This window comes from Rhizobium brockwellii (genome assembly GCF_000769405.2).
Lineage (GTDB): Bacteria > Pseudomonadota > Alphaproteobacteria > Rhizobiales > Rhizobiaceae > Rhizobium > Rhizobium brockwellii.
The window spans coordinates 34806-58453 of sequence record NZ_CP053441.1; the positions used below are offsets into that span (position 1 = coordinate 34806).

Annotated in this window: 19 protein-coding genes; 5 read left to right on the forward strand and 14 right to left on the reverse strand. The window is 62.4% G+C overall.

Features of this window, described 5'->3' with window-relative positions; genetic code table 11:
• The first annotated feature begins 74 nt into the window (after nucleotides 1-74).
• Both RLCC275e_RS28255 and RLCC275e_RS28260 read left to right on the forward strand, forming a co-directional pair.
• Nucleotides 75-1481, forward strand: coding sequence for an FAD/NAD(P)-binding protein (locus RLCC275e_RS28255; protein ID WP_033183800.1), 1407 nt, complete (start codon nucleotides 75-77; stop codon nucleotides 1479-1481).
• A 68-nt stretch (nucleotides 1482-1549) separates the two neighbouring features.
• Nucleotides 1550-3478, forward strand: coding sequence for a hybrid sensor histidine kinase/response regulator (locus RLCC275e_RS28260; protein ID WP_033183799.1), 1929 nt, complete (start codon nucleotides 1550-1552; stop codon nucleotides 3476-3478).
• Between the two features lie 17 nt (nucleotides 3479-3495).
• On the opposite strand, the gene RLCC275e_RS28265 is transcribed toward RLCC275e_RS28260, so the two are convergent.
• The 5 genes from RLCC275e_RS28265 to cyoA are packed head-to-tail and all read right to left on the reverse strand — an operon-like array spanning nucleotide 3496 to nucleotide 8527.
• Nucleotides 3496-4275, reverse strand: a complete 780-nt coding sequence (locus RLCC275e_RS28265) for an SURF1 family protein (RefSeq protein ID WP_033183798.1) — start codon at nucleotides 4273-4275, stop codon at nucleotides 3496-3498.
• Entirely contained in the window at nucleotides 4272-4673 is a 402-nt protein-coding gene (gene cyoD, locus RLCC275e_RS28270) for a cytochrome o ubiquinol oxidase subunit IV (RefSeq protein ID WP_012763555.1), read from the reverse strand. The genes RLCC275e_RS28265 and cyoD overlap by 4 nt, the downstream gene beginning before the upstream one ends.
• Complete coding sequence (gene cyoC, locus RLCC275e_RS28275) at nucleotides 4670-5290, reverse strand: cytochrome o ubiquinol oxidase subunit III (protein ID WP_033183797.1); 621 nt, start codon at nucleotides 5288-5290, stop codon at nucleotides 4670-4672. The genes cyoD and cyoC overlap by 4 nt, the downstream gene beginning before the upstream one ends.
• A gap of 6 nt (nucleotides 5291-5296) precedes the next feature.
• Entirely contained in the window at nucleotides 5297-7300 is a 2004-nt protein-coding gene (cyoB, locus tag RLCC275e_RS28280) for a cytochrome o ubiquinol oxidase subunit I (protein WP_033183796.1), read from the reverse strand.
• 42 nt (nucleotides 7301-7342) lie between these two features.
• The gene (cyoA, locus tag RLCC275e_RS28285; RefSeq protein WP_082229846.1) at nucleotides 7343-8527 is read right to left on the reverse strand and encodes a ubiquinol oxidase subunit II; all 1185 of its coding nucleotides are present in this window, start codon (nucleotides 8525-8527) and stop codon (nucleotides 7343-7345) included.
• Nucleotides 8528-8638: 111 nt separating this feature from the next.
• On the opposite strand from cyoA, the gene RLCC275e_RS28290 reads away from it, so the two are divergent.
• From RLCC275e_RS28290 to RLCC275e_RS28300, 3 genes are read left to right on the forward strand one after another with little or no spacing between them, the layout of a single operon-like run.
• Nucleotides 8639-8998: a hypothetical protein gene (locus RLCC275e_RS28290; RefSeq protein WP_130708069.1), complete on the forward strand. Its 360-nt coding sequence runs from the start codon at nucleotides 8639-8641 to the stop codon at nucleotides 8996-8998.
• Complete coding sequence (locus RLCC275e_RS28295; RefSeq protein WP_033183794.1) at nucleotides 8907-10238, forward strand: MFS transporter; 1332 nt, start codon at nucleotides 8907-8909, stop codon at nucleotides 10236-10238. The genes RLCC275e_RS28290 and RLCC275e_RS28295 overlap by 92 nt, the downstream gene beginning before the upstream one ends.
• Nucleotides 10239-10255: 17 nt before the next feature.
• Nucleotides 10256-10471 (forward strand): hypothetical protein, encoded by a 216-nt coding sequence (locus RLCC275e_RS28300; RefSeq protein ID WP_406657473.1) that lies wholly within the window; start codon nucleotides 10256-10258, stop codon nucleotides 10469-10471.
• 35 nt (nucleotides 10472-10506) lie between these two features.
• Here the strand turns inward: RLCC275e_RS28300 and RLCC275e_RS28305 are convergent, their stop codons facing one another.
• The 9 genes from RLCC275e_RS28305 to RLCC275e_RS28345 all read right to left on the reverse strand — a co-directional run bounded on the left by RLCC275e_RS28305 (nucleotide 10507) and on the right by RLCC275e_RS28345 (nucleotide 23646).
• Nucleotides 10507-10974, reverse strand: a complete 468-nt coding sequence (locus RLCC275e_RS28305; protein ID WP_012763550.1) for a cyclic nucleotide-binding domain-containing protein — start codon at nucleotides 10972-10974, stop codon at nucleotides 10507-10509.
• A gap of 100 nt (nucleotides 10975-11074) precedes the next feature.
• A complete protein-coding gene (locus RLCC275e_RS28310; RefSeq protein WP_033183793.1) occupies nucleotides 11075-13789 on the reverse strand; it encodes an ABC transporter transmembrane domain-containing protein in 2715 nt (904 codons plus the stop codon).
• 182 nt (nucleotides 13790-13971) lie between these two features.
• Nucleotides 13972-15117, reverse strand: coding sequence for a glycosyltransferase family protein (locus RLCC275e_RS28315; protein ID WP_033183897.1), 1146 nt, complete (start codon nucleotides 15115-15117; stop codon nucleotides 13972-13974).
• On the reverse strand, nucleotides 15114-16361 hold the full coding sequence (locus RLCC275e_RS28320) for a glycosyltransferase family 4 protein (protein ID WP_033183792.1): 1248 nt from the start codon (nucleotides 16359-16361) through the stop codon (nucleotides 15114-15116). The genes RLCC275e_RS28315 and RLCC275e_RS28320 overlap by 4 nt, the downstream gene beginning before the upstream one ends.
• A 9-nt stretch (nucleotides 16362-16370) precedes the next feature.
• A complete protein-coding gene (locus RLCC275e_RS28325) occupies nucleotides 16371-17579 on the reverse strand; it encodes a glycosyltransferase family protein (RefSeq protein WP_033183791.1) in 1209 nt (402 codons plus the stop codon).
• Between the two features lie 96 nt (nucleotides 17580-17675).
• The gene (locus tag RLCC275e_RS28330; RefSeq protein ID WP_033183790.1) at nucleotides 17676-18848 is read right to left on the reverse strand and encodes an ABC transporter permease; all 1173 of its coding nucleotides are present in this window, start codon (nucleotides 18846-18848) and stop codon (nucleotides 17676-17678) included.
• Nucleotides 18848-19846 carry an ABC transporter permease gene (locus RLCC275e_RS28335; RefSeq protein WP_033183789.1) on the reverse strand — a complete coding sequence of 333 codons (999 nt, stop codon included), beginning with the start codon at nucleotides 19844-19846 and terminating at the stop codon, nucleotides 18848-18850. The genes RLCC275e_RS28330 and RLCC275e_RS28335 overlap by 1 nt, the downstream gene beginning before the upstream one ends.
• A gap of 3 nt (nucleotides 19847-19849) precedes the next feature.
• Complete coding sequence (locus tag RLCC275e_RS28340; protein ID WP_033183788.1) at nucleotides 19850-21757, reverse strand: ABC transporter substrate-binding protein; 1908 nt, start codon at nucleotides 21755-21757, stop codon at nucleotides 19850-19852.
• Nucleotides 21757-23646 (reverse strand): ABC transporter ATP-binding protein, encoded by a 1890-nt coding sequence (locus tag RLCC275e_RS28345; protein WP_033183787.1) that lies wholly within the window; start codon nucleotides 23644-23646, stop codon nucleotides 21757-21759. The genes RLCC275e_RS28340 and RLCC275e_RS28345 overlap by 1 nt, the downstream gene beginning before the upstream one ends.
• Nucleotides 23647-23648: the final 2 nt, after the last annotated feature.

Here is a 23648-nt window from a genome sequence, read left to right on the forward strand (position 1 = left end):
ACGCGTGAACCACTGTTTTATGCGTTGAAACCTCGATCGACCCAGGGTGCGGATGAAGCCGCAAAGGAGTTGCGATGACGGTTCAGGGACTTTTTTCCGCCAGAGCCAATGCGGCGGCGCAGATATCAGCCGTGCCGCGCATTGCGATCGTCGGGCGCGGCTTTTCCGGGATGATGACGGCCATCGCATTGATGAAGACAGTGCGCGCGCCCTTCCATCTCCAGCTGTTCGATCCGAATTCGTCGGTCAGCGGCGGGCAGGCGCTGGCCTCGGCCCGCTCCTCGACGATCCTCAACACCCGTGTGCGCGATCTTTCTGTCTCGGTCGGCGACAATGACGATTTCAACGACTGGCTCTGCAGCAATGCCGTCTTCCGCGCCGCCGTGCCGGCCGCTATTCCCGGGTTCCGGCAGATCTTCGTGCCGAAGGAAATCTTCAGCGATTATGTCTACCAGCGCTTTTCGGAGGCACTCGCCGCGCGCAGGGACATCACCGTGCAGGTCTGCAACGATCCTGTTGTGGCGATCCGCAGGAGCCATGGCAACCGCTTCCTGCTCGAAAGCGCCAATCCCGCCAATCCGCTATTTGATACCGTCATCCTCGCCACCGGCTACGGCCTGACGGCGCCGGATGCCGGCGGTGAGGACGCTTCGCCGGTCAGGGCCCAGCGCCTCGTCGCGCGGCCGCATGCGGTGCTGCTTGGCAGCGGCATCCGTGTCGTCGATCAGTTGCTGCAGCTGCGCGATTCCGGTTATGCCGGCCAGGTCACGATCATTTCCCGGCGCGGCTTCCTGCCGCAGAGCCATACGCCGAATTCCGCCGATCCGGTGTTCCCGGCCGAAGCGCTGCCGCAGAGCCTGCCGGAGATCGTGCGCTTCATCCGTGAAGCCTGTCGCGAGGCGGAGGAAGCGGGACGAAGCTGGCAATCGGTGATGAACGGCCTCAGAAAACATGCCCGCTCGCTTTGGCGTGCGCTGCCGGCCCGCCACAAACATCAGTTCAACCGCCATCTCAGGGCAATCTACGACAGCCATCGCAACCGCCTGCCGGAGGCCATGCACCTGCGTCTGAAACGCGAGCTCGCCGAAGGCCGCACGGTGCTACGCCGCGGCCTGGCCGGCCGCCGGGGGCTGAGCGGCCTGTTCTTCACACCGGCCGGTTCCACTGCCGAAGAGGTCATCCATGCCGAGCGCATCATCGATTGCCGCTGCCAGGCGCCGGATCTTTCAGCGCCGCTGATGCAGAGCCTGCTTTCCGCCGGTCTCGCCATGCCGGACGAGCTCTCGCTGGGGCTCGCGGTCAATGCGCGCGGCGAGCCCTTCCTCGAGGATGGTTCGACGGTCGCCGGGCTCTTTGCCGTCGGCCCGCTCGGTCTCGGCAGCCTGCCCGATATCGATCTCGTGCCGGAGATCGTCTCGCAGGCTTATGCCGCCGCCGAGCGTGTCGGGGAGCGGTTCTACCCGCAGGTCAAGGCGGTTTGAAATTCGGGCTGCTTCGGAACCATCCGCCCCCTGCCGCGTTATAAAGCGCTGGTGGTTAAGGGGCGCATATGGAAGTGCTGAATCGACATGACACGTCTCTTGACGAAGAGGGACGCTTTCGCCTTCTGGTCGATGCCATCACCGACTATGCTATCTATATGCTGAGCCCCGAAGGCATCATCACAAGCTGGAATACTGGCGCGCAGCGCTTCAAGGGTTACACGCCTTCCGAAATTCTCGGCAAGCATTTTTCCCGTTTCTATCTGCCAGAGGACCGCGCCGCAGGAGTGCCGGCGCGTGCGCTCGCCACGGCTGAGGAGCACGGCCGGTTCGAGGGAGAAGGCTGGCGCCAGCGCAAGGATGGAAGCCGCTTCTGGGCGCATGTGATCATCGATCCTATCCGTCGTCCCTCCGGCGAGCTCATCGGGTATGCTAAGATCACGCGCGACCTGACCGAACGCAGAGCAGCTGAACAGACGATCCGCCAAAGCGAGGAACAGTTCCGCCGGCTCGTTCAGGGCGTCTCGGATTATGCGATCTACATGCTCGATCCCGACGGCAACGTCAGCAGTTGGAATTTCGGCGCCGAGCGGATCAAGGGTTATCGGCCGCAAGAAATCATCGGTCGGCATTTCTCGACCTTCTATACTCCCGAAGACCGCGAAGCCGGTCTGCCGGAGACGGCGCTCGGCATCGCGCGCGCCGAGGGCCGGTTCGAGAGGGAGGGCTGGCGCGTCCGCAAGGACGGCACCCGTTTCTGGGCAAGCATCGTCATCGACGCCATCCACGACGAGGAAGGTGATGTGCTCGGTTTCGCGAAGATCACCCGCGATATCACCGAGAAGATGGAGACCCAGCGGGCACTGGAACAGGCGCGCGAAGAGCTCTTCCAGTCGCAGAAGATGGAGGCGATCGGTCAATTGACCGGTGGTATCGCCCATGATTTCAACAATTTGCTGATGGCTGTCCTCGGCAGTCTCGAAATCCTGAAGAAACGCATGCCGCAGGATCTCTCGCTGACTTCGCTCGTCGATAATGCCATGCAGGGTGCCCAGCGGGGTGCTGCGTTGACGCAGCGTATGCTTGCCTTTTCCCGCCGGCAGGAACTGCACATGGAGCCGATCGACGTCTCCGGCCTGGTCCGCGGCATGATGGATATGCTGAGCCGTTCGCTCGGCCCGCTGACCGTGATCGAGACCTCTTTCCCTGTCAGGCTGCCGACGATCCTGACCGATCCGAACCAGCTGGAGATGGCTATCCTGAACCTCGTCGTCAACGCCCGCGATGCGATGCCGTCGGGCGGCCGGATCGTGCTTCGCGCGTCCGAAGAATCGGTGCCCTCGGGCAAGAGTCCGCTGCCGCCCGCCCGCTATGTCCGCATTGCGGTGATCGACGAAGGCGAGGGCATGGATGCCAAGACGGTGGAGCAGGCAATCACGCCGTTCTTCACCACCAAAGGGGTCGGCAAAGGCACCGGCCTCGGGCTTTCCATGGTGCAGGGCCTTGCGACCCAGTCCGGCGGCCGCCTCATCCTGAAGAGCAGCCTCGGCGAAGGCACGACGGCCGAATTGTGGTTCCCGATTGTCATTGCCGAGCAGGTGACCGCGACAGCTGCGGACCTGCCGCAACGCGAGGAAAACGCGCCGCGTCAGTTGCGCATCGTCGCCGTCGATGACGATGGTCTGGTGCTGATGAATACGACTCTTATGCTGGAGGATCTCGGCCATACCGTGTTCGAGGCGATGGCGGGTCCCGAAGCGCTCGACATCCTGCGCGAGCAGCGGGTGGACCTGGTGATTTGCGATCATGCCATGCCGCGCATGACCGGCGCGCAGCTCGCGGAGGCGATCCGCAAGGAATGGCCCGAGATACCGATCATCCTCGCAACCGGTTACGCCGAAATCCCCGAAGGCGCCGGCATCGCCAATCTGCCACGCCTCGGCAAGCCCTTTTCGCAAGCGCAGCTCGCCGAGGCGATCAGTCGGATCGCCTCCTAAGGGTGATTACTGCTGCATTATATAGCGGCCCTCTCGCCACGAAGAATGAAGACCAGCAATCCCAGCACCATCGCCGCCAGCCCGTACCAGGTGATCGCGTAGACGAGATGGTTGTTGGGGAAAGCGATGACCGTCAGGCCGCCGACAGGCAGGCCTCCCGGGTTGGCCGTGGCATCGGCGTCGATGAAATAGGGCGCGACCGCGCTGACACCGCGCTTTTGCGCGATCGCCGCGACATCGCGCGAATACCAGCGGTCGGCGGCCACGTCATTGGATTGCAGTAGCGATCCCCTCGGCTCCGTCATCCGCATCAGCCCGGTAATCTCGACCGGGCCTGATGGTTCGCCCTCGCGGCGTGAGGCCGGGTCGCGCCTGTCGGTCGGCACGAAGCCGCGATTGACGAGGATTGATGTGCCATCGGTCAGCATCAGCGGCGTCATCACCCAATAGCCCGGTCCGAGCTCGGTCGAGGCATAGACCAACGTCTCCTTGTCATTCGCCAGCATCCCGGCCGCGGTCACCCGCCGATATTCGTCATCGGTGGCATTGACCTTGTTCCAGTCGGCGCGTGCCGGGGCGGGCACGGGTGGTGCATGCACACGCTGGTCGACGCGGGCGATGAGGTCGCGTTTCCAGGCCAGCCGCTCGACCTGCCAGGTGCCAAGTGCCGCGAGTGCCGCGGCAAGCAGTATCAGGCAGACGGCGAAGATTGCGCGTTTTGCCCGATGACGCCGTCCATCGGATTTTTCCGAGGAAGCCTGCGGGTGACGCTGCCGCCGCCCCTTCGTCATAGTCACGGCATGTTCTTCATCATCTCGGGGCTCATCGGCATCATGTTGGTGTTGAGATGATGCATGACCCAGAGCGAACCGGAGAGCGCGATGGCGACGATGATGAGGGTGAAAATCAGCGCCATGATCGTCCAGCCGCCCTCGCTCCTGGTATTCATGTGCAGGAAGAAGACCATATGGACGACGATCTGGATCGCTCCGAGGCCCATCACCAGCACCGCCGTCACCGCCGGGCTCTCGAACACGCCTGACATGACCAGCCAGAAGGGAATGGCGGTCAGGATGATGGAGAGCACGAAGCCCGTCATGTAGCTGCGGAATGTGCCATGGCCGGCCTGATGGCCGTGGCTGTGGCCGTGATGAGCCTCGTGGGCATCCTCATGGGCAGGTGCTTGCGAACTCATCCGAGAACTCCCAACAGATAGACGAAGGAAAAGACGCCGATCCAGACGACGTCGAGGAAGTGCCAGAACATCGACAGGCACATCAGGCGGCGGCGGTTGGCCTCGACCAGCCCGTGCATCGACACCTGCACCATCAGCGTGATCAGCCAGATGATGCCGAAGGTGACGTGCAGCCCGTGCGTGCCGACCAGAGTGAAGAAGGAGGAGAGGAAGGCGCTGCGCGTCGGCCCGGCGCCTTCGTGGATCAGGTGAATGAACTCGTAGAGCTCGAGCCCGATGAAAGCTGCGCCGAACAGGCCGGTCACCCCAAGCCAGAACAGCGTTTCCGCCTTGGCGTTCCGCTCCATCTGCAGCATGGCGAAGCCGTAGGTGATCGAAGAAAACAGCAGCATCGAGGTGTTGAGGGCAACGATCGGCAGATCGAAGAGATCGGCGGGCGACGGGCCGGCGGCATAATTGCGGCCGAGAACGCCGTGCGTCGCAAACAGCACGGCGAAGATCAGGCAGTCGCTCATCAGGTAGAGCCAGAAGCCGAGATTGGTGCTGTTCTCGGGATGATGGTCTTCCGTCAGGTAGAATTCAGGCTTTTCGGCCGTGTCGATATTTTGATCGCTCATGGGCAATTACACCTGTTCGGCAAGCAGCGCAGTGCGCTTGCCTTCCGTTTCGGTCACCTCTTCGGCGGTGATGTGGAAGTCGCGTCTGTAGTTGAAGGTATGGCCGATCGCGACGACGAGCATTGCGACGAAGGAGACGACCACCAGCCACCACATATACCAGATCAGGCCGAAGGCGAGGGCGACGCTGATGGCCGACAGGATCGCGCCGGTGCCGGTGTTCTTCGGCATATGGATCGGCCGGAAACCTTCCAGCGGACGCGCATAACCGCGGTTCTTCATGTCGTACCAGCCGTCATGGTCGTGCACCACGGGCGTGAAGGCGAAGTTGTAGTCCGGTGGCGGCGAGGAGGTCGACCATTCCAGCGTGCGGCCGTCCCAGGGATCGCCGCTGTCGTCGCGCAATTCCTCGCGTTTCATGAAGCTGACGGCGATCTGGATCAGGAAGGCGACAATGCCAAGCGCGATCAGGCCGACGCCGAAGGCGGCGATGATGAACCAGATCTGCAGCGACGGATCCTCGAACTGATTCATGCGGCGGGTGACGCCCATCAGGCCCAGCACGTAGAGCGGCATGAAGGCGAACCAGAAGCCGATCTGCCAGAACCAGAAGCTCATCTTGCCCCAGAAGGGATCGAGCTTGAAGCCGAAGGCCTTCGGGAACCAGTAGTTCACACCGGCGAACATGCCGAAGAGTACGCCGCCGATGATGACGTTGTGGAAGTGGGCGATGAGGAACAGCGAATTGTGCAGCACGAAGTCGGCCGGCGGCACGGCCAGCATGACGCCGGTCATGCCGCCGATGACGAAGGTCACCATGAAGCCGACCGTCCAGAGCATCGGCACCTCATAGCGGATGCGGCCGCGATACATGGTGAAGAGCCAGTTGAACATCTTCGCCCCGGTCGGGATGGAGATGATCATCGTGGTGATGCCGAAGAAGGAGTTGACGCTGGCGCCCGAGCCCATCGTGAAGAAATGGTGCAGCCAGACGATGTAGGAGAGAATCATGATCACGCAGGTCGCGTAGACCATGGAGGCATAGCCGAACAGGCGTTTGCCGGAGAAGGTGGCGACGACTTCCGAGAAGATGCCGAAGGCCGGCAGCACGAGGATGTAGACCTCCGGATGACCCCAGATCCAGATGAGGTTGACGTACATCATCGGATTGCCGCCGAGGTCGTTGGTAAAGAAGTTCGTGCCGGCGTAGCGGTCGAGCGACAGAAGCGCCAGCGTTGCCGTCAGGATCGGGAAGGAGGCGACGATCAGCACGTTGGTGCAAAGCGCCGTCCAGGTGAAGACTGGCATCTTCATGAAGGTCATGCCTGGAGCACGCATCTTGACGATGGTGGCGATCAGGTTGATGCCCGAAAGTGTCGTCCCCACGCCGGCCACTTGCAGGCCCCAGATATAATAATCGACGCCGACGCCCGGACTATAAGCAGCACCCGACAGCGGCGGATAGGCCAGCCAGCCGGTCTGGGCGAATTCGCCGATGAACAGCGACAGCATGATGATGATCGCGCCGGCGGTGGTCATCCAGAAAGAGAAGTTGTTCAGGAAGGGGAAGGAGACGTCGCGCGCGCCGATCTGCAGCGGCACCACGAAGTTCATCAAACCGGTGACGAAGGGCATCGCCACGAAGAAGATCATGATGACGCCGTGGGCGGTGAAGACCTGGTCGTAATGGTGCGGCGGCAGGTAGCCCTCCGAACCGTTGAAGGCGATCGCCTGCTGGATGCGCATCAGGATCGCGTCGGAGAAGCCGCGCAGCAGCATGATGACGGCGAGGATCACATACATGATGCCGATTTTTTTGTGATCGACGCTGCAGATCCAGTCCCGCCAGAGCGGACCCCAGAACTTGAAATAGGTGATGATGCCGAGCACCGCGATGGCGCCGATGACGACGCCGATGAAGGTCACGACCAGGATCGGCTCGTGATAGGGAATGGCATCGAGGGTCAACCGGCCGAAGACGAACTTCAGGAGGTCAGGATTGGAAAACATGGAACAACCCGTTCATTATGTCTTGCGACGCAAAGCGCCAGGTTAATTGTTGTTGTTGAGCTGCGCCGGCGCCGGATCGGCGCCATTGCTCATGCCGGGCATCGAATGACCCTCATGCTGCATGTCCATTCCAGGCGTGCTAGGCATGCCGGGCATGTCGTGCTGCATGCTGTTGCCGTCGGTCCGCTCGGCAGGTTCGCTGCGTGCCGGAGCCCCGGTCGCCGGCACGGTGGCGGCGGGCGCCACGATGCCTTCGTCGGCATGACGGTTGTCGTATTGCAGCTTCTCGCGGTTCTCGGCACTTTCCTTGCCGCCGCCGCCCATCATGTCGATGTGCATCATCTCGTTCATGCACATCTTGCCCGGCGTGGCGCACATGTTGAGGATGGCATTGTAAAGGTCGGCATCGGCGCCGGCATAATAACGCACCGGTTCCTTCTCGCTCGGCTTCTCGAGCTTCAGATAGGCGTCGCGGTTGAGCATCGTGCCCTGCTGCTTGACCTGCGCCACCCAGGCGTCAAAGCCCGCTTGGTCGAGGCCGTGGAACTTGAAGCGCATATGCGAGAAGCCGCTTCCGCTGTAGTTGGCGGAGAAGCCCTCATATTCGCCTTGCCTGTTGATGACGGCGTGCAGCTTCGTCTCCATGCCCGGCATGGCATAGATCTGGCCGGCAAGGGCCGGGATGTAGAAGGAGTTCATCACCGAAGAGGAGGTGATCTTGAAATTGATCGGCACGTCCACAGGGGCAGCGAGTTCGTTGACCGTGGCAATACCGAGTTCGGGGTAGAAGAACAGCCACTTCCAGTCGAGCGCCACGACCTCGACGATCAGCGGCTTGGTATCGGCCGGAATGGCGCGCTCCGCATCGAGGCGGTCGAGCGGGCGGTAGGGATCGAGCTTATGCGTGGAAATCCAGGTGACGGCGCCAAGCGCGATGATGATCGCCAGCGGCGCTGCCCAGATCACGATTTCGAGGCGGGTCGAATGGTGCCATTCCGGCGCGTAAGTGGCGGCCGTATTGGAGCGGCGGTAGCGCCAGGCGAAGAACAGCGTCAGGAAGATCACCGGTATGATGATCAAAAGCATCAGCACCGTCGAGATGACGATGAGGTCGCGCTGTTGCACGGCGATGTCGCCGGAGGGCGCCATGACCACCATGTTGCATCCTGCCAGGAAAAGCAGCGGCAAGACGGATAGAAGGCGGGAAAACTTCACGAGTTTTAGCACGTCTCTAAGCTCTTGTTGTTTCGTTCGTTCCGCGACTAACGCACTGAACCTGATAGCGACATGAGGTGTTTGGTCGCAGTGCAGCAAGCATGCCGCATTGCGGCATAAATCATGGTGCACTACAGCTTTGAAATCCTGATGAAATCAAGAAGGATTCTTTCGCCAGCGCATGTTTTGTTGCAATATATCCGCAAGAGCCGGCCAAGCCAGCGTCCCCGGGAAAAATCGCCGGTCGGATCACGCTATTTTTTCTGCCCAAGCCTCATTTTGAGCCGTGATGATGAACTATTTGCGTCTTACGGACTTGATAAGCCTGCAGGTTTGATCAAGATCAGGCTGAGGCGCCTTGCCGAAAGCGCTTCAACGAGGGAGGCGTTTTATGGCTACAACATCGCATTACGGACCGTCGTCGTCGTCGCTGGAACGCGACGCGCGGCGCATTCACGACGACAAACCGGTTTCGCCTGGTAGTATCGCCATCGGCGTGGTGATCGGCCGCATGTCGGAATTCTTCGATTTCTTCGTTTATGGCCTCGCTTCGGTCCTGGTCTTTCCACAGCTGATCTTCCCCTTCGCGCCGGACAGGCTGACGGGCACGCTCTATTCCTTCGCCATCTTCTCGCTGGCCTTCCTGGCCCGCCCGGTCGGCTCCGTGGTCTTCATGACGATCGACCGGCTGTACGGCCGCGGCACCAAGCTGACGATCGCGCTCTTCCTGCTCGGCGGCTCCACCGCCTCGATCGCCTTCCTGCCGGGTTACGAGGAGATCGGCGCCTGGTCGATCGCATTGCTGGCGCTTTTTCGTCTCGGCCAGGGCTTCGCGCTCGGCGGCGCCTGGGACGGCCTTGCCTCGCTGCTCGCGCTCAACGCGCCGGCCAGGCACCGCGGCTGGTATGCGATGATCCCGCAGCTCGGCGCGCCGATCGGCTTTGCGCTGGCCAGCACCCTCTTCGGTTATTTCGTCGCCAATCTTTCCAGCGAGGATTTCCTCTCCTGGGGTTGGCGTTATCCATTCTTCGTCGCCTTCGCGATCAACGTCGTGGCGCTGTTTGCGCGGTTGCGGCTCGTCATGACGAAGGAGTTCGGCACGCTGCTTGAGCAGCATGAGCTGGAAGCAGCCCCCATCCTCGACGTGCTACGCGTCCACGGCCGCGACATCCTGATCGGCGCCTTCGTGCCGCTCGCGAGTTTTGCCATGTTCCACCTCGTCACCATCTTTCCGCTCGGCTGGATGAGCCTTTACGGCAACCAGCCGATCGGCGCCTTCATGGTGGTGCAGGTGATCGGCGCCGCGGTCGGCATCCTCACGATCATCGCCTCGGGCCTGATCGCCGACCGTATCGGCCGGCGCGCCCAGCTTGCCATCTGCGCCGTCATCATCGCTATCTTCAGCTTTATCGGGCCGAGTCTGATCGCATCCGGCAACAGCGGCCATGACGCTTTCGTCATCATCGGCTTCGGGGTGCTTGGTCTTTCCTTCGGCCAGGCGACCGGCTCGATCTCGTCCCGCTTCGGCCGCGGCTACCGTTATACCGGTGCGGCCTTCACCTCGGATCTGGCCTGGTTGATCGGCGCGGGTTTTGCGCCGCTGGTGGCACTCAGCCTTTCCAGCCGCTTCGGCCTGACCTTCGTCGGCTACTACCTGCTGTCCGGCGCCATCTGCACACTTGCGGCCCTCGCCTTCAGCAGGGCGCTGGAGCAACGCGAATAGGACTTTGCGAGGAAGCCATGCCTGGGAGAGACGTGAGACCGGGTAGTGCCCAGGCTTTGCGGCGCACCCACGAGGCGGCGGCATACGAGAGATGGTTTCTCGAACGGGTTGGGGAAGCGATCCGGGAAGCCGATGCTCCCAACGCCATCTGGATCCCGCACGAAGTCATTAAGGAAGAGATGGTGCGAGAACGTGCCGAGTTGCTTGCCTTGCTCACGCACGAGGGCAAGTGAGGATCGTTTGGTCACCCAAATCCTATAGCTGAATCCTATTGCGCCATTTGCGGCTGCTTGGCCGCCCGGGCCGCGGTCAGTTCCGCGGTGGTGTGGTTCAGACGGTCGGCCAGCACTCGCATGATTTCCACGGCCATCTCCGGAAAATCGCTGAGCAGCTTCAGGAAGTGTTCCTTGCTGATGCGCAGCACCTCGAGCGGCGAGGTGGCGCGCACCGTCGCCGTGCGCGAGACATCGCAGAGAATGGCGATTTCGCCGACGATGGAATTGGGTTCGACATCTGCGACCTTGATCTCGCCGGCCGGTGAGGCGACGACGATATCGGCCGTACCCGTAAGGATGACATAGGCGGCATCACCGACATCGCCCTGATGGAAGAGGTCCTGTCCGGCCTTGTAGGTCATTCGGTCGGAGGTAAACGCCAAAAGCTTGAGCTTTGCTGGCGCAATCCTTGAAAAGATCGGCACCCTTCGCAACATTTCGACTTCGTCTCTCAACAGCATGAGCGTTTCAATCCCCTGACGCAGGTCCACAGGACCAGGCATCTTCAAACTCCGAGGCGTTCCCATCGGGAACACCCACCATCGCCGCCCCTATAGAATATTACGATAACAGTTCCTTGAACATCCCGTTTTTCTCGGAAAGTTCCGGATAGTTTCCGGCTTCCGCCAATCCGCCGCGGTCGAAGAGCAGGATCCGGTCGAACATCTCTGCCAGCCGGGCATTGGAGAGCACCCAGATGATCGCCGGCCGATGGCCTTCCTCGTGCAGGTTCTCGATGATGTTGCGGGTGATCTGATCCTGAACGCGCTGGTCGAGCGCCGACAGCGGCCGGTTGAAGATGAAATAATCCGAGCGCTTCAATAGCGCGCGGGCCAGGTTCAGCTTCTGCCGCTGCACCATGGTCAGCCGTTTGCCGCCGGAGCCGACGTCGAATTCGAGGCCGATCGACAGCACGTCGTCATAAAGGTCGAGCGCATCGAAGAGTTCGCCCATGATGCCGCGGAGGCGGTCGGAGGCGTCGGCCTGCTGATAGGCGATACGGCCGAAAAGCACGTTGTCCATCAGGCTTGCCGACGGCGTGAAACGCTCGGCGTCGTAGCGCTCGATCAGCTCGGCGAGATCGGCCGGAATATGTTCGTGGAACTGCTTGCGGGCGCTGACGATCTTGTCCATGAGCTCGTTCGTCAGCAAGCCGAAGCGGTGGCGCGGCTCGATATAGGCAAAACTCAGCCGGATGATGGCCGAACGCTCCTCAGGCGTGGCGTCCTCGAAGCGGCGGCTTTGCAGCTTCTGCAGCAGCGCCTGGTAGGTCGGAATGTCGTCCGCCGTCATGAAGGTCAGCTGCTGGAAGAAAGGATGGTCCGGCGGCAGGTCGTGGAAGAGTTCCACCGCGTTCTCGGCGATCTCGAGGCCCATGTCGTAGAGATCGGTGCTGAGGCCGGTCTCACGGAATAGCTGCTGGAAATAGGGATGCGCAGCAAGCCTGCGGTTGGTCATCAAAGGCCGCTTCATCGTGCCGAAGAGCAGGTTCTCGCCAACCGTCGCCTGGGCGTTATAGGCGTCGAAATCGAAAGGCACGACGATCGTGTCGAGCCCCTCGTCGCGCAGCCGGTCCCTGAGCGAGGCGCGTAGCGCCACGACGTGGTCGCCGAGCGCCACGTGCACGTCTGTGTTGACGGTCGAGCGCAGCGCCAGATCGAGGATGTCCTGCGAGATCAGGACGGCGTCGAGCACCGGGCGGATCGCTTTCAGAATGTCCTCGGGCCCACTGGCGCCGGCGGCCTTGTAGTCCACCCAGTCGCTATTGAGGTCGAGCGTCGGATTGCCGGCCTTCTCCGCCTCGGCGGAATGCCATTTATACTCCAGCGCTTCCCGCTCGTCGTAAACCGGATCGGTCATCGGCGCATGTTTCAGGCCGTAGAGCAGATTGCTGGCGAGCGTGCCGTGAAAGAAGAAGGTGTCGGACGAGGCATAGGAGATCCGCCGGCCGGTGATCGATTCCGGCATGTCCAGCAGATCGCGGCCGTCGATGGTGATGCGGCCGGAGTCCGGCCAGACCATGCGGCCGAGCGCTTCGGCGAAGGCTTCGGCGCCGCTGCCGTTCGGCCCGACGATCGCCACCGTCTCGTTCGGCTTGATCTCGACGGAGACGTGGTCGACAAGGCGGGCGCCGCTGTCGTCGGAGAGCGACAGGTTGGTGACGACGAACGCGCCCGTCAGCGCGCCGACCGGGGCGGTCGCGAGTTCCTGGATGCGGCTGTCGATCAGTGGCTCGACATTGAACTGCTCATAGACCTGCTGGTACTTCACCTGCACGTCCTGGCGCATCTGGTCCCAGTCGATCAGTTCCTTCAGCGGACCGGGCAGGTCCTTGTAGGCTGATATGACGGCGACGAGCTGGCCGATGTCGAGCCGGCCCTGCAGCGCCAGGTAGCCGCCGATCGCGTAAAACAGGAAAGGCGTGACCTGAGCGAGGAAATTGTTGATGAACTTCACCAGGAACTTCCACTGGTAAAGGTCGTAGCGGATCGAGAAGATCCGGCCGAGTCGCGAGGCGATGTCGGCGCGTTCGAGGTTTGATGTGTCGTTGCCGTGGATCGTGCCGATGCCGTCGACGATTTCGCCGACGCGACCGGAGAGCTCGCGCGCCGTTAGCTGCCGCTGGCGACCGAGATCCAGCAGGCGCTTGCGCATGCGGGGAATGACGATGGCCTGGACGCCGACGATGCCGGCGGCGATCATGCCGAGCCAGAAATTTTGCACAATGATGAAGGCGAGAGCCGTGATCGCCTGGCCGCCGAGAAGGGCAGGGGAGACGAAGGCATCGCCGGTGAAGCCGCCCATCGGCTCCACCTCGTCCTTGATCATGGTGGCGATTTCGGCCGATTTCACCCGCTTGAAGTGAATGGGCGGAAAACGCAGCACCCGGTCGATCAGCTCGAAGCGGATACGGCGCAGCATGCGCTCGCCGAGCCGGCCTTTATAGGTGTTGATGTAGAACTTGAAGAGGCCGTTCAGCACCACCAGCGCCAGAAACACCAGGCTGAGGGCCATCAGCATCTGGAAGCGGTTGAGCTGCAACCCTTGAAAGAATTCGACATGGCCGATCAGCGGCAGGTCGTAGGCAATGTGCATAAAAGTCTGCGTTGCGCCCGGACCTTCGAAGCCGTCACCCTGGATCGGTCCGTTGACGATCTGCTTCGGCAGGTCGAAGGACAAGAAGTAGGGGACCATCGAGGCGGCGACGACAGCCAGAATCCACAGCTGCTGCAGCCGCGTGTTCTTCCAGATGTAGCGGGCGAGGCTTTTTTCCATGGCTAACCGTCAGCTTGCTGGGAAATTCCGGGGGCGCGATCCGGGCGCCGGGACGGGGAGGGATCTTAAGAACAGGATCATGCAGCCGGACCGCCGATATCGCAATGAAAACAAGGCGAAAGGACCGGCTTCAAAAGTGCCGATTCTCGCCTGAACATTGCTTATACCACAGGAATTTTGGATTAGGCGAGGGATTCGGCAATCATGGAGCGAATGATGAGGGCGGTTTTCTCCGCCCCATCGAGGTCGAGCGAGACCGGCCCCCGTGGCTGTGCGGCGAGCGCCTTTTCCACCGCCTCTTTCACATGGCCCGCCGTCAGTCCGGTTTCCGGCAGAATATCGGCGAGGCCGAGCGCCTGCAGCCGTTCGGCGCGCACCGTCTGCTCGGTCTCACCACCGGCGACGAAAGGGATGAGGATCGCCCGGCATTCGGTGCGCAGCAGGTCGCCGACCGTGTTGTAACCTGCCTGCGAGATCGACACCTTGGCGCCGCGCAGCAGCGAGGGAAAATCCTTGCGGAAGCGCACCAGCGTCACATTCGGGGCCGCGTCCTCAGACAGCGCGGCGAAATCGGCCTCCGGCAGGTTCGGGCCAGCGACCAGCAGCCAGCGAAGATCGTCCGGTAGCAGCGCTGCCGCCTCTTTTGCCGCGCCGATCAGCGCGGCGCCGACCGCGCCGCCGCCCGCCGATGCGATGATGTCGAATGTCTCGGTCGGTTCGGGCGCCGGCGGGGCTGCGACGAGGCCGGTATAACGCAGCCTGTCGGCGATCTCGGCTGTCAGCGGGAAGGTGTCCTCAAGCCTGACGAAACCGGGATCGCCATGGACGAGCACGGCATCGAAATGATCCTTGACCAGTGTGGCGGTCTCCGCGTCGCGGCCGGCCTTGCGGTTTTGCTGCAGGATGTCGCGCACCGAACTTAGAAGTTTCGGCCGCGGCTCGGCCTTGTCGATCGCCTCGAGCAGCGGCAGCAGTTCGAAGCGCATCTGTCGCCGGCCGAACGGGAAGGCTTCGATGATGACGACATCGGGCCTTGCGGCATGAAAGGCATCGAGCAGCAGCTGGCGGCGGGCATGGAGGAAGTCCTCGCCGGCCGGCCGGCCATCGGCATCGGCGAGACCGGAGAAACCGGCATTGCTGGCAACGACCGCCGGCAAGGCCACGGTCTTCACGCCTTCGCCGGGAAAGCCCGGCACCGGCAGGCCGCCGGTCACGACAGTGACGTCAAAACCGTCCCTGACCAGCGCGTTGGCGATGCGGCTGGCGCGGGCTATGTGGCCGATGCCGAGCAAGTGCTGGACGTAGAAGAAAATGCGCGGTGCCGTCATGACGCCTTCTGCCATTCGGCCTCGAACAGGCCGGTGAGCTGTCTGATGCTGGAGTGATAGTCGAAATATTGGCGCACCTGGTGTTCGGCGGCATCGCCGAGCCGCTTGCGCAGCGCCGGGTCGCGGATCGCCGCCTCCAGCGCCTCGGCGAGCTTCGTCGGGTCGTCCGGCGGCACGACGAGGCCGTTTTCACCGTTCTTCAGGAGTTCCGGTACGCCGGATACTTCGGTCGAGAGGCAGACGAGCCGCTGGCTGGAGGCCTCGACCAGGACGTTCGGCAAGCCGTCGCGGTCGCCGTTGGCAGCGATCCGGCAGGCGAGCGCGAAGAGGTCGGCGCGGCGGTAATGATCGAGCACGTCTTCCTGGGCCATGGCGCCCTTCCAGACGATGCGGCCGGAGATGCCGAGTTCGTTGGCCATCGCCTTCAGTTTCGCAAGCTCCTCGCCGCCGCCGATATGGTCCATGCGCCATTGAAGGTCGGCGGGCAACAGCGCAAGCGCGCGCAGCAGCACGTCGTAGCCCTTCTTCTCGACGGCGCGGCCGACGCTGAGGATGAAGGCCGGATCGTCGGGGTCGCTGCCGGTCCGGTCCGAACGCTCGCCGGCAAAATGGCCGAAGCGGGCGAGATCGAGACCGTGGTAACTCAAGTGCACGGCCTCCTTGCGTGACGTCAGCGTGCGCATATGGTCGTAGCCTGTCCTGGTGCAGGTGACGGTCCAGCGGGCGCTGCCGAGTTTCTCGTTCAGCTCCCAGTCGGGAGACGTCCATATGTCCTTGGCGTGCGCCGAACAGGTCCAGGGCGTGCCCGTGAGGATGCTCGCATATTCCGTCACCGAAGCCGGCGTGTGGATGAAATGGGCATGCAGCCATTCGCCCTCGTCCGGCCATTCGCGCCCCAGCACTAGCGCCTGTCCGAGGCGGCGGAAGCGGTTGCGGGAGACGTCGCGCTTGAGGTCGGCGAGGAAGCGTTTCATCAGCGCCTTGAAGCCGGGTTTGGAGAGGCCGGCGATGAGGCCCTTCAGCACTCGGATCGGCTCTTCGTGCAGATATTCCGGCAGATAGACGACGCGCGCCCGGATCTCGTCATGCACGGGATGGCGCTTCTTGTCGGTCGGCCGGCGCATCGAAATCAGCGTGAGGTCGAAGCCGGCCTTTTCGAGGCCGAGCAGTTCCTGGGCGATGAAGGTTTCCGAAAGGCGGGGATAGCCTTTCAGCACGACGAGGATCTTGCGGCGTGGCGGCAAGGCTGTGCCCTATTCCGCGCCGACGAGGGAAAGGTGGCTGCCGCGGCCGTCGATCCAGCGACCGACGGTCTGCGAGATATGGTCCAGTCCTTCGAGACGCATATTGCCGCCGCTCTTCGACGGTGGCTGACGGGAGGGCAGGCGCTTCAGCGCTTCGGCCATGATGGTCGGATCGACCGATTGTTCCGGCAGCAGCATGTCGACGAGGCCGAGTTCGCTCGCGCGTTGGGCGCGTAGCAGTTGCTCCTCGCGTGGCTTGACACGCGGCACGATGAGGGCCGGCTTGTCGAAGGAGAGGATCTCGCAATAGGTGTTATAACCGCCCATGGCGACGACGCCGGTCGCGCCGTCGATCAGCTCTTCCATGTGGTTGTCGAATTCGATCACCTCGATATAGGGGATGGCTTCCCCCTTCTGCACCAGCTTGGCGCGCTCGGCGGCCGGCATATAGGGGCCGAGCACGACGAGCGCCTTCTGCGTCAGCGTCGGATCGGCCTCGTAGGCGTTCATGACGTCATGGACGAGATCGGAGCCGTCGCCGCCGCCGCCTGTGGTGACGAGGATGTAATTGTCCTTTCGGGCGTTGATCGAGGTCTTGCCCCTGGAGACGCTGCGCTGCAGGAAGCCGACGAAATCCATCTTCCGGCGCAGGCTGGCCGGCACGTCGAGGCCGATCAGCGGATCGTAGAAATCCGGCGGACCGTAAACCCAGACGCTGTCGTAATACTGGTCGATCTTCTGCATGATGCTGTTCCTCTTCCACTCGGCCTCGAGCAGATGCGGCGCATCCATGATCTCGCGCAGGCCGAGCACCAGGACGGTGCCGCGGGCCTTGAGATAGGCGAGCGTATCCTCGACCTCGCCTTTCAGTCCCATCGGTTCCTTGTCGACGATGAAGATATCGGGCTGGAAGGTCTCGGCCGTGTGGCGAATGCTCGATTCGCGCATCTTCAGCGTCTCGTGCAGGTCGATATGGCTGGCGAGCGAGGTGTATTCGCCGTTGCGGAGCTTGATGACGCTCGGGATCTTCACGAAGTCGACACGGGCACGGTAGTCGAAGGCGCCGGCAATCGTGGCACCCGAAATGATCAGAATATTGAGGCCGCGATAATCCTCGACCAGCGCATGGGCGATGGCGCGACAACGGCGCAGATGGCCGAGACCGAAAGTATCGTGGCTGTACATGAGGATGCGCGCATCTTCGAGACGTCTGGACATGGGCATCCCTTCTGGGGTCAGCAACATACTTAGTAACCCCACCGTCCGGAGGCCAAGAGGTGGGGGCGGTGCCGTGATGCGCCGCCGCGTTTCCTGCTATTTGTAGGGATCTGCCGCATCACGCAAGCCGTCTCCCAGAAAGTTGAACGCCAAAATGACAAGAACAACAGGAATGATCGGATAGAGCAGCCATGGATAGAAGGCGATGACGCTGACGCTTTTTGCCTCGGTCAGCAGAATGCCCCAGCTGGTGATCGGCGGACGAAGGCCGAGGCCGAGGAAGGAGAGCGCGGTCTCTCCAAGGATCATGCCGGGAATTGAAATCGTCGCCGACGCAATGAGATGCGACATGAAGCCCGGCACCAGATGCCGGCCGATGATGCGCGGCGTGCTGGCCCCCATCAGCTGCGCTGCCTGGACATAATCCTCCTCGCGCAGCGCCAGGAGTTTGGACCGCACGGCACGCGCGAGCCCCGTCCAGTCGATGATGCCGAGGATGACGGTGATGCCGAAATAGATGACGATCGGGCTCCACGTCACCGGCATGATGGCAGCCAGCGCCATCCATAGCGGCAGGCTCGGCAGCGATTGCAGCACTTCGATCAGCCGCTGGACGATGAGATCGAAGACGCCGCCGCGATAGCCGGCGAGGCCGCCGATGACGATGCCGAGCACGAAGCTGATCGAAATCCCGATCAGACCGATCGTCAGCGATATCCGCGCGCCGTAAAGAATGCGCGAAAGGACGTCACGGCCGAGCCGGTCGGTGCCGAGCAGGAACATCTGACCGCCGATTGCCGGGCAGACGAGATGATAGTTCGAGGCGGCAACGCCCCAGAATTTATAGGCATCGCCGCGGCAGAAGAAACGGATCGGCTGCACGTCGTTCGTCTTGTCGGTATAGACGCGGTGCAGCGTGTCGATATCGAGCGTCATGCTGCGGCCGTAGACGAAGGGACCGACGAAGCTGCCCTTGTCGAAGAAGTGGACGCGCTGCGGCGGCGCGTGGATGAAATCGACATTGCGCGTGTGCAGCCCGTAGGGCGCCAGGAACTCGACGATCACGATCATCAGGTAGACGGCGGCGAGAAAGATGCCGGAGATCAAGGCCAGCTTGTGCTGCTTGAACTTCCACCACATCAGCTGCTTCTGCGAGGCGAGATGGATGCGCGATTGCGCCGACGTCATCGATTCGGTCGCAAGCGGATCGAAAGGAGCAGTCGAGACGTAATGGGGAAGCGGCGCGCCGGGTGCGGGAAGGGGCGACATTATTTGGTGCTCCTGCCTTGCAGACGGATGCGGGGATCAAGAAAGCCGAGTGCGATGTCGGAGATCAGCACGCCGATGACGTTGAGGAAGGCCAGGAACATCAGGAAGGAGCCGGCGAGATACATGTCCTGGCTCTGCAGCGCCTTGATGAGCATCGGCCCCGTCGTCTCCAGCGACAGCACGATCGCGACGATCTCGGCGCCCGAGATGATCGACGGCAGGATCGAGCCGATATCGGCGACGAAGAAGTTGAGCGCCATGCGCAGCGGATATTTGATCAGCGCCTTCAGCGGCGGCAGGCCCTTGGCGCGGGCGGTGACGACATACTGCTTCTGCATCTCGTCGAGCAGGTTGGCGCGCAGCCGCCGGATCATGCCGGCCGTGCCGGCCGTGCCGACGATGATCACGGGGATCCATAGATGAGAGAGGATCGACCGCGCCTTCTCCCAGCTCATCGGCGCCGAGATATATTGCTGGTCCATCAGATGGCCGATCGAGATGCCGAACCAGATATTGGCGAAATACATCAGGATCAGTGCCAGCATGAAGTTCGGAACGGCGATGCCGAGCAGGCCGAGGAACGTCAGCCCGTAATCACCCCAGCTGTACTGGTGCGTGGCCGAATAGATGCCGATCGGAAAGGCGATCAGCCAGGTGAGCAGGATCGTCGTGAAGGAGACGAGCATCGTCAGCCACAAACGATCGCCGACGACGTCGGAGACCGGCAGCTGGTATTCGAAGGAATAACCGAAATCGCCGTGCAACATGCCGCCGACCCAGTAGAAATAGCGCACGATCTCCGGTTTGTCGAAGCCGTATTGCTGCCGCATCTCCTCGATTTCCTGGAGGTTGGCGGTCTCGCCGGAGGCACGCAGCTCGGCGATCTGGCTCTCGAAGAAGTCGCCGGGCGGCAGCTCGATGATGGTGAAAACCAGCGCCGAAATGACGAAGAGTGTCGGCACCATGGCGGCGATGCGCCAGAGAATGTATCTGAGCACGCCTCAGGCCTCCTTGTACCAGAATGCATCCGGCATATAGACGCCGAGATAGGAGGTGGGATCGAAGCCGTAGAGCGCTTTCTCCGGCAGGTTCTGCAGTTTGGCGGCGCAAAGAACGGGCTGCAGCGTGCTGTTGATGAGACCGATCGAGAAAACCTGCTGCGTATAGAGCGACAGCATCTTGTGCCAGATCACCTGACGCTCCTCGAATTTCGCCGTCGAGCCCCATTGGCCAAGCAGGTCAACCAGTTCGGCTGCCTCCGGCAGGTCAGGTGCGACCCCCTCCTGGCCGGCGGAAAGGTAATGCATGCCCCAGAGCGGCCATTGCAGCTGATCGTCGAGTGTCGGGGCAAGGCCTGCAGGCGACATGTCCGCCGTCGGCACGCCATTGTCGAGGCCGTACCAGATCGACATCATGATCGAACCGCTCATGGCGCGGTTGCGGAAGACGTCGCGCTGCGAGGTACGGGTATAGAGCGCCAGGCCGATATTGGCCCAGTGGTCGTGCACCAGTTCCAGCACGTCGGTGTCGAGATTGCTCTCGCCGGCAGTCTCGACGGTGATCTCGGCGCGACGCCCGTCCGGCAGCAGCCGGATGCCGTCGTCGCCGCGTTTGGTCAAGCCGAGCTCGTCGAGCAGGCGGTTGGCCTCGTCGGGATCGAACTTCACGAAGGCGTCGGCATATTCCTGCTTGAAGAGCGGGCTGTCGGGCAGGACGGTATCGGCGCTTGGCGTGCCGAGGCCGTAGAAGGCCACCATGTTGACCTCGTGCCGGTCGATCGCCAGCGACAAAGCGCGGCGCAGGCGCACGTCGCGGAAGAGGCCGCGCCACGCCTCGTCGGCGCAGTTGAGGTTCGGCAGCAGCGTGATGCGCGAGCCGCGCGCGAGCTTCCAGAGATTGACCTTCACCGGGAACCGCTTCTCTGCCTCCTTCAGGAAGGTGTAGTCGTTGAAATCGATGCCGGTCACCTGCAGGTCGGCTTCGCCTGCACCAGCCTTGGCGGCGATGATCGACGAGGAGGAGACGTTGAGGATGAAACGGTCGAGATAGGGAAGCTGCCTGCCGGTCTCGTCGACCCGGTGGAAGAACGGGTTGCGCTCGAAGACGAACTGCTCGGACGGCAGTGGCGTCGTATTGCGCCAGGGATCGAGCGTCGGCAGGTTCGGATTTTCCGGACGATAGGAACGCGCCATCTTGATGTGCAGATCCTGCCATTTTTTGACGCGATAGGTCTTCATCAGCTCGTCCATCTTCGCCTGGTCCGGCTGGAATTTCTTGTGGAACTGCTTGAGATAATGACCGGGGCCGAAGATGACGAGCGGCTGCGGGCCTGCCAGCGTCGGCAGGAACATCGGGTTGGGTTTTTCCCAGGTGTAGCGCACGGTCAGCGGATCGAGCATTTCGAAGCGCGGCAGGCTGCCGTGCGGACGAAGCTCCAGCGCGCCGCCGCCGGGCGTCAGCTTGTCGTTCAGGATGACGTCTTCCCACCAGTAGCGGAAATCGTCGGCGGTGAACGGCTGGCCGTCGGACCATTTATGGCCCTCGCGCAGCGTGAAGGTGAAGACCGTGTCGTCCTCGGACTGGAAACGGGCCAGGATGTCCGGCTGGAACTGCAGGTGCTTGTTGTAGCCGACCAGGCGGGCATAGCCGTAGATCGTCATGAAGCGGATGTCGCGCTGGCTGCCGATGATGGTGCGCACCGTGCCGCCATAGGCACCCGGTTCGAGCCCCATCTCCTTCAGATTGACGATGCGCGGGCGCAGCGGAATGCGCTCGGCCATCGGCGGCAGGCTGCCTGATGTCAGCCGCTCCTTGAGGAATTCCGGCTCGCCGGCCTGTCCGGCGCGAAGCACCGCGGGCGCGATCGCCGCACCCACGAGGCCGCCGAGAAACGTACGACGCGTCACCATCAGCGCAACTCCTTGGCATCGGCGCCTTTGCGGGCGCGCACCAGATGACCGTCGCCGAGGTCGGCATAGGCAAGTTCGGAAGCGTCGTCATGCTCGGCGGTGAAGGTCGCGCCCCAGTTCTGCTTGTCAGCGGCGCCGTTTTCTCTGAGCGCCTTGAAATCGAGCGGCCGGTCGAGATCGGGGAAGGGCACGGCGGCGAGCAGCGATTTCGTATAGGGGTGCACCGGATCGCGCAGGATGATCTCGCGCGGCGCGATTTCGACAATACGGCCCTTGCACATCACCGCGATGCGGTCGGCCATATAGTCGACGACCGCGAGATTGTGCGAAATGAACAGATAGGTAAGCCCCAGCTCCTTCTGCAGGTCCTTCAACAGATTGAGGATCTGCGCCTGCACCGAGACGTCGAGCGCCGAGACCGGCTCGTCGAGGATGACGAGCTTCGGGCCGAGCGCGAGCGCCCGCGCAATACCGATGCGCTGGCGCTGGCCGCCCGAAAAACTGTGCGGGTAACGGCTGAGATAACGCTTGTCGAGGCCGATGGCCGCCATCAGCCCTTCGACCTTGCGCTTGCGCTCGTCGCTGTCGCCGCGGTCATGGATTTCGAGCGGTTCACTCAGGATGTTGCGCACCGTCATGCGCGGCGAGAGCGAGGAGACCGGATCCTGGAACACCATCTGGATCTTGGTCCGCATGTCCTGCAGTTCTGAGCCTTTGACAGAGAGGACGTCGACGACCTCCTTGCCGTCGTTGAACACCACCGCGCCGCTGTCCGGCGTGATCGCGCGCATCAGGATCTTGCTGAGCGTCGTCTTGCCGCAGCCGGATTCGCCCACCAGGCCGAGACATTCGCCGCGGCGGATGTCGAAGCTGACGTCGTCGACGGCGCGCAGGACGGTGGCTTCGTGCTTGCCGAAGAAACTGCGCTTGCGCGTCTTGTAGGTCTTCGAGAGATTGGCGACGGACAGCAGGGTGCCCGGCGCCTCAGCCTGCAGCGGCTTCTTCTTGCCGACGAGGGACTCGAGATTGACCGTTACCTCGCGCAGCGCTTTCAGCCGCTCGCCGGGTTTCATGTCGAAATGCGGAACGGCGGCCATCAGGCCCTTGAGGTAGGGATGCTGGGGATTGCGGAAGATAGCCTCGACCGGCCCGGCCTCCATGATCTCGCCGTGGTAGATGACGACCACCTCGTCGGCCATGTTGGCGACGATGCCGAGATCGTGAGTGATCAGCAGCATCGCCATGCCGAGCTTGGCCTGCAGCTCGCGGAGCAATTCCAGGATCTGCGCCTGGATCGTCACGTCAAGCGCCGTCGTCGGCTCGTCGGCGATCAAAAGCGCCGGCTTGCAGATCAGCGCCATGGCGATCATCGCGCGCTGGCGCATGCCGCCGGACAGTTCGAACGGATACATGTCGTAGGTGCGATGTGGGTTGGAAAAGCCGACCAGGCCAAGCATCTCCTCGGTCTTTTCACGGGCTTCCTGCTTGTCGGCTTCGGTATGGATCAGCAGCACTTCGCTGATCTGGTTGCCGATCGTATGCAGCGGCGAGAGCGAGGTCATCGGCTCCTGGAAGATCGTCGCCATGCGGCGGCCGCGCAGGTCGCGCATTTCCTCGCTGTCGCGCGGAAAGGACAGGATATCGGTCGTGCTGCCGTCGAGCGGATCGGTGAAAAGGATGCTGCCCGAGGCCTTGGCCGGATTGGGCAGGATGCCCATGATCGACTGGCTGATCACCGATTTTCCCGAGCCGGATTCACCGACGAGAGCAGTGACCTTGCCCGGAAGAATGCGAAGATTGGCTTGTTTTACGACGCGGAGTCGGTCACCGAAAACCGAGAAGGAGACGTCGAGATTTTCAATACGCAACAGATCGGCTGCAGACGCCATAC

Excerpts from the sequence above, each read along its gene's own strand:
- RLCC275e_RS28325 (WP_033183791.1), bottom strand. The coding sequence starts at position 17,579 with ATGTCCAGACGTCTCGAAGATGCGCGCATCCTCATGTACAGCCACGAT.
- RLCC275e_RS28340 (WP_033183788.1), bottom strand. The coding sequence starts at position 21,757 with ATGGTGACGCGTCGTACGTTTCTCGGCGGCCTCGTGGGTGCGGCGATC.
- RLCC275e_RS28315 (WP_033183897.1), bottom strand. The coding sequence starts at position 15,117 with ATGACGGCACCGCGCATTTTCTTCTACGTCCAGCACTTGCTCGGCATC.
- RLCC275e_RS28295 (WP_033183794.1), top strand. The coding sequence starts at position 8,907 with ATGGCTACAACATCGCATTACGGACCGTCGTCGTCGTCGCTGGAACGC.
- RLCC275e_RS28310 (WP_033183793.1), bottom strand. The coding sequence starts at position 13,789 with ATGGAAAAAAGCCTCGCCCGCTACATCTGGAAGAACACGCGGCTGCAG.
- RLCC275e_RS28345 (WP_033183787.1), bottom strand. The coding sequence starts at position 23,646 with ATGGCGTCTGCAGCCGATCTGTTGCGTATTGAAAATCTCGACGTCTCC.
- RLCC275e_RS28305 (WP_012763550.1), bottom strand. The coding sequence starts at position 10,974 with ATGCTGTTGAGAGACGAAGTCGAAATGTTGCGAAGGGTGCCGATCTTT.
- cyoD (WP_012763555.1), bottom strand. The coding sequence starts at position 4,673 with ATGAGTTCGCAAGCACCTGCCCATGAGGATGCCCACGAGGCTCATCAC.
- RLCC275e_RS28255 (WP_033183800.1), top strand. The coding sequence starts at position 75 with ATGACGGTTCAGGGACTTTTTTCCGCCAGAGCCAATGCGGCGGCGCAG.
- RLCC275e_RS28290 (WP_130708069.1), top strand. The coding sequence starts at position 8,639 with ATGGTGCACTACAGCTTTGAAATCCTGATGAAATCAAGAAGGATTCTT.
- RLCC275e_RS28260 (WP_033183799.1), top strand. The coding sequence starts at position 1,550 with ATGGAAGTGCTGAATCGACATGACACGTCTCTTGACGAAGAGGGACGC.
- RLCC275e_RS28330 (WP_033183790.1), bottom strand. The coding sequence starts at position 18,848 with ATGTCGCCCCTTCCCGCACCCGGCGCGCCGCTTCCCCATTACGTCTCG.
- cyoC (WP_033183797.1), bottom strand. The coding sequence starts at position 5,290 with ATGAGCGATCAAAATATCGACACGGCCGAAAAGCCTGAATTCTACCTG.
- RLCC275e_RS28300 (WP_406657473.1), top strand. The coding sequence starts at position 10,256 with ATGCCTGGGAGAGACGTGAGACCGGGTAGTGCCCAGGCTTTGCGGCGC.
- cyoB (WP_033183796.1), bottom strand. The coding sequence starts at position 7,300 with ATGTTTTCCAATCCTGACCTCCTGAAGTTCGTCTTCGGCCGGTTGACC.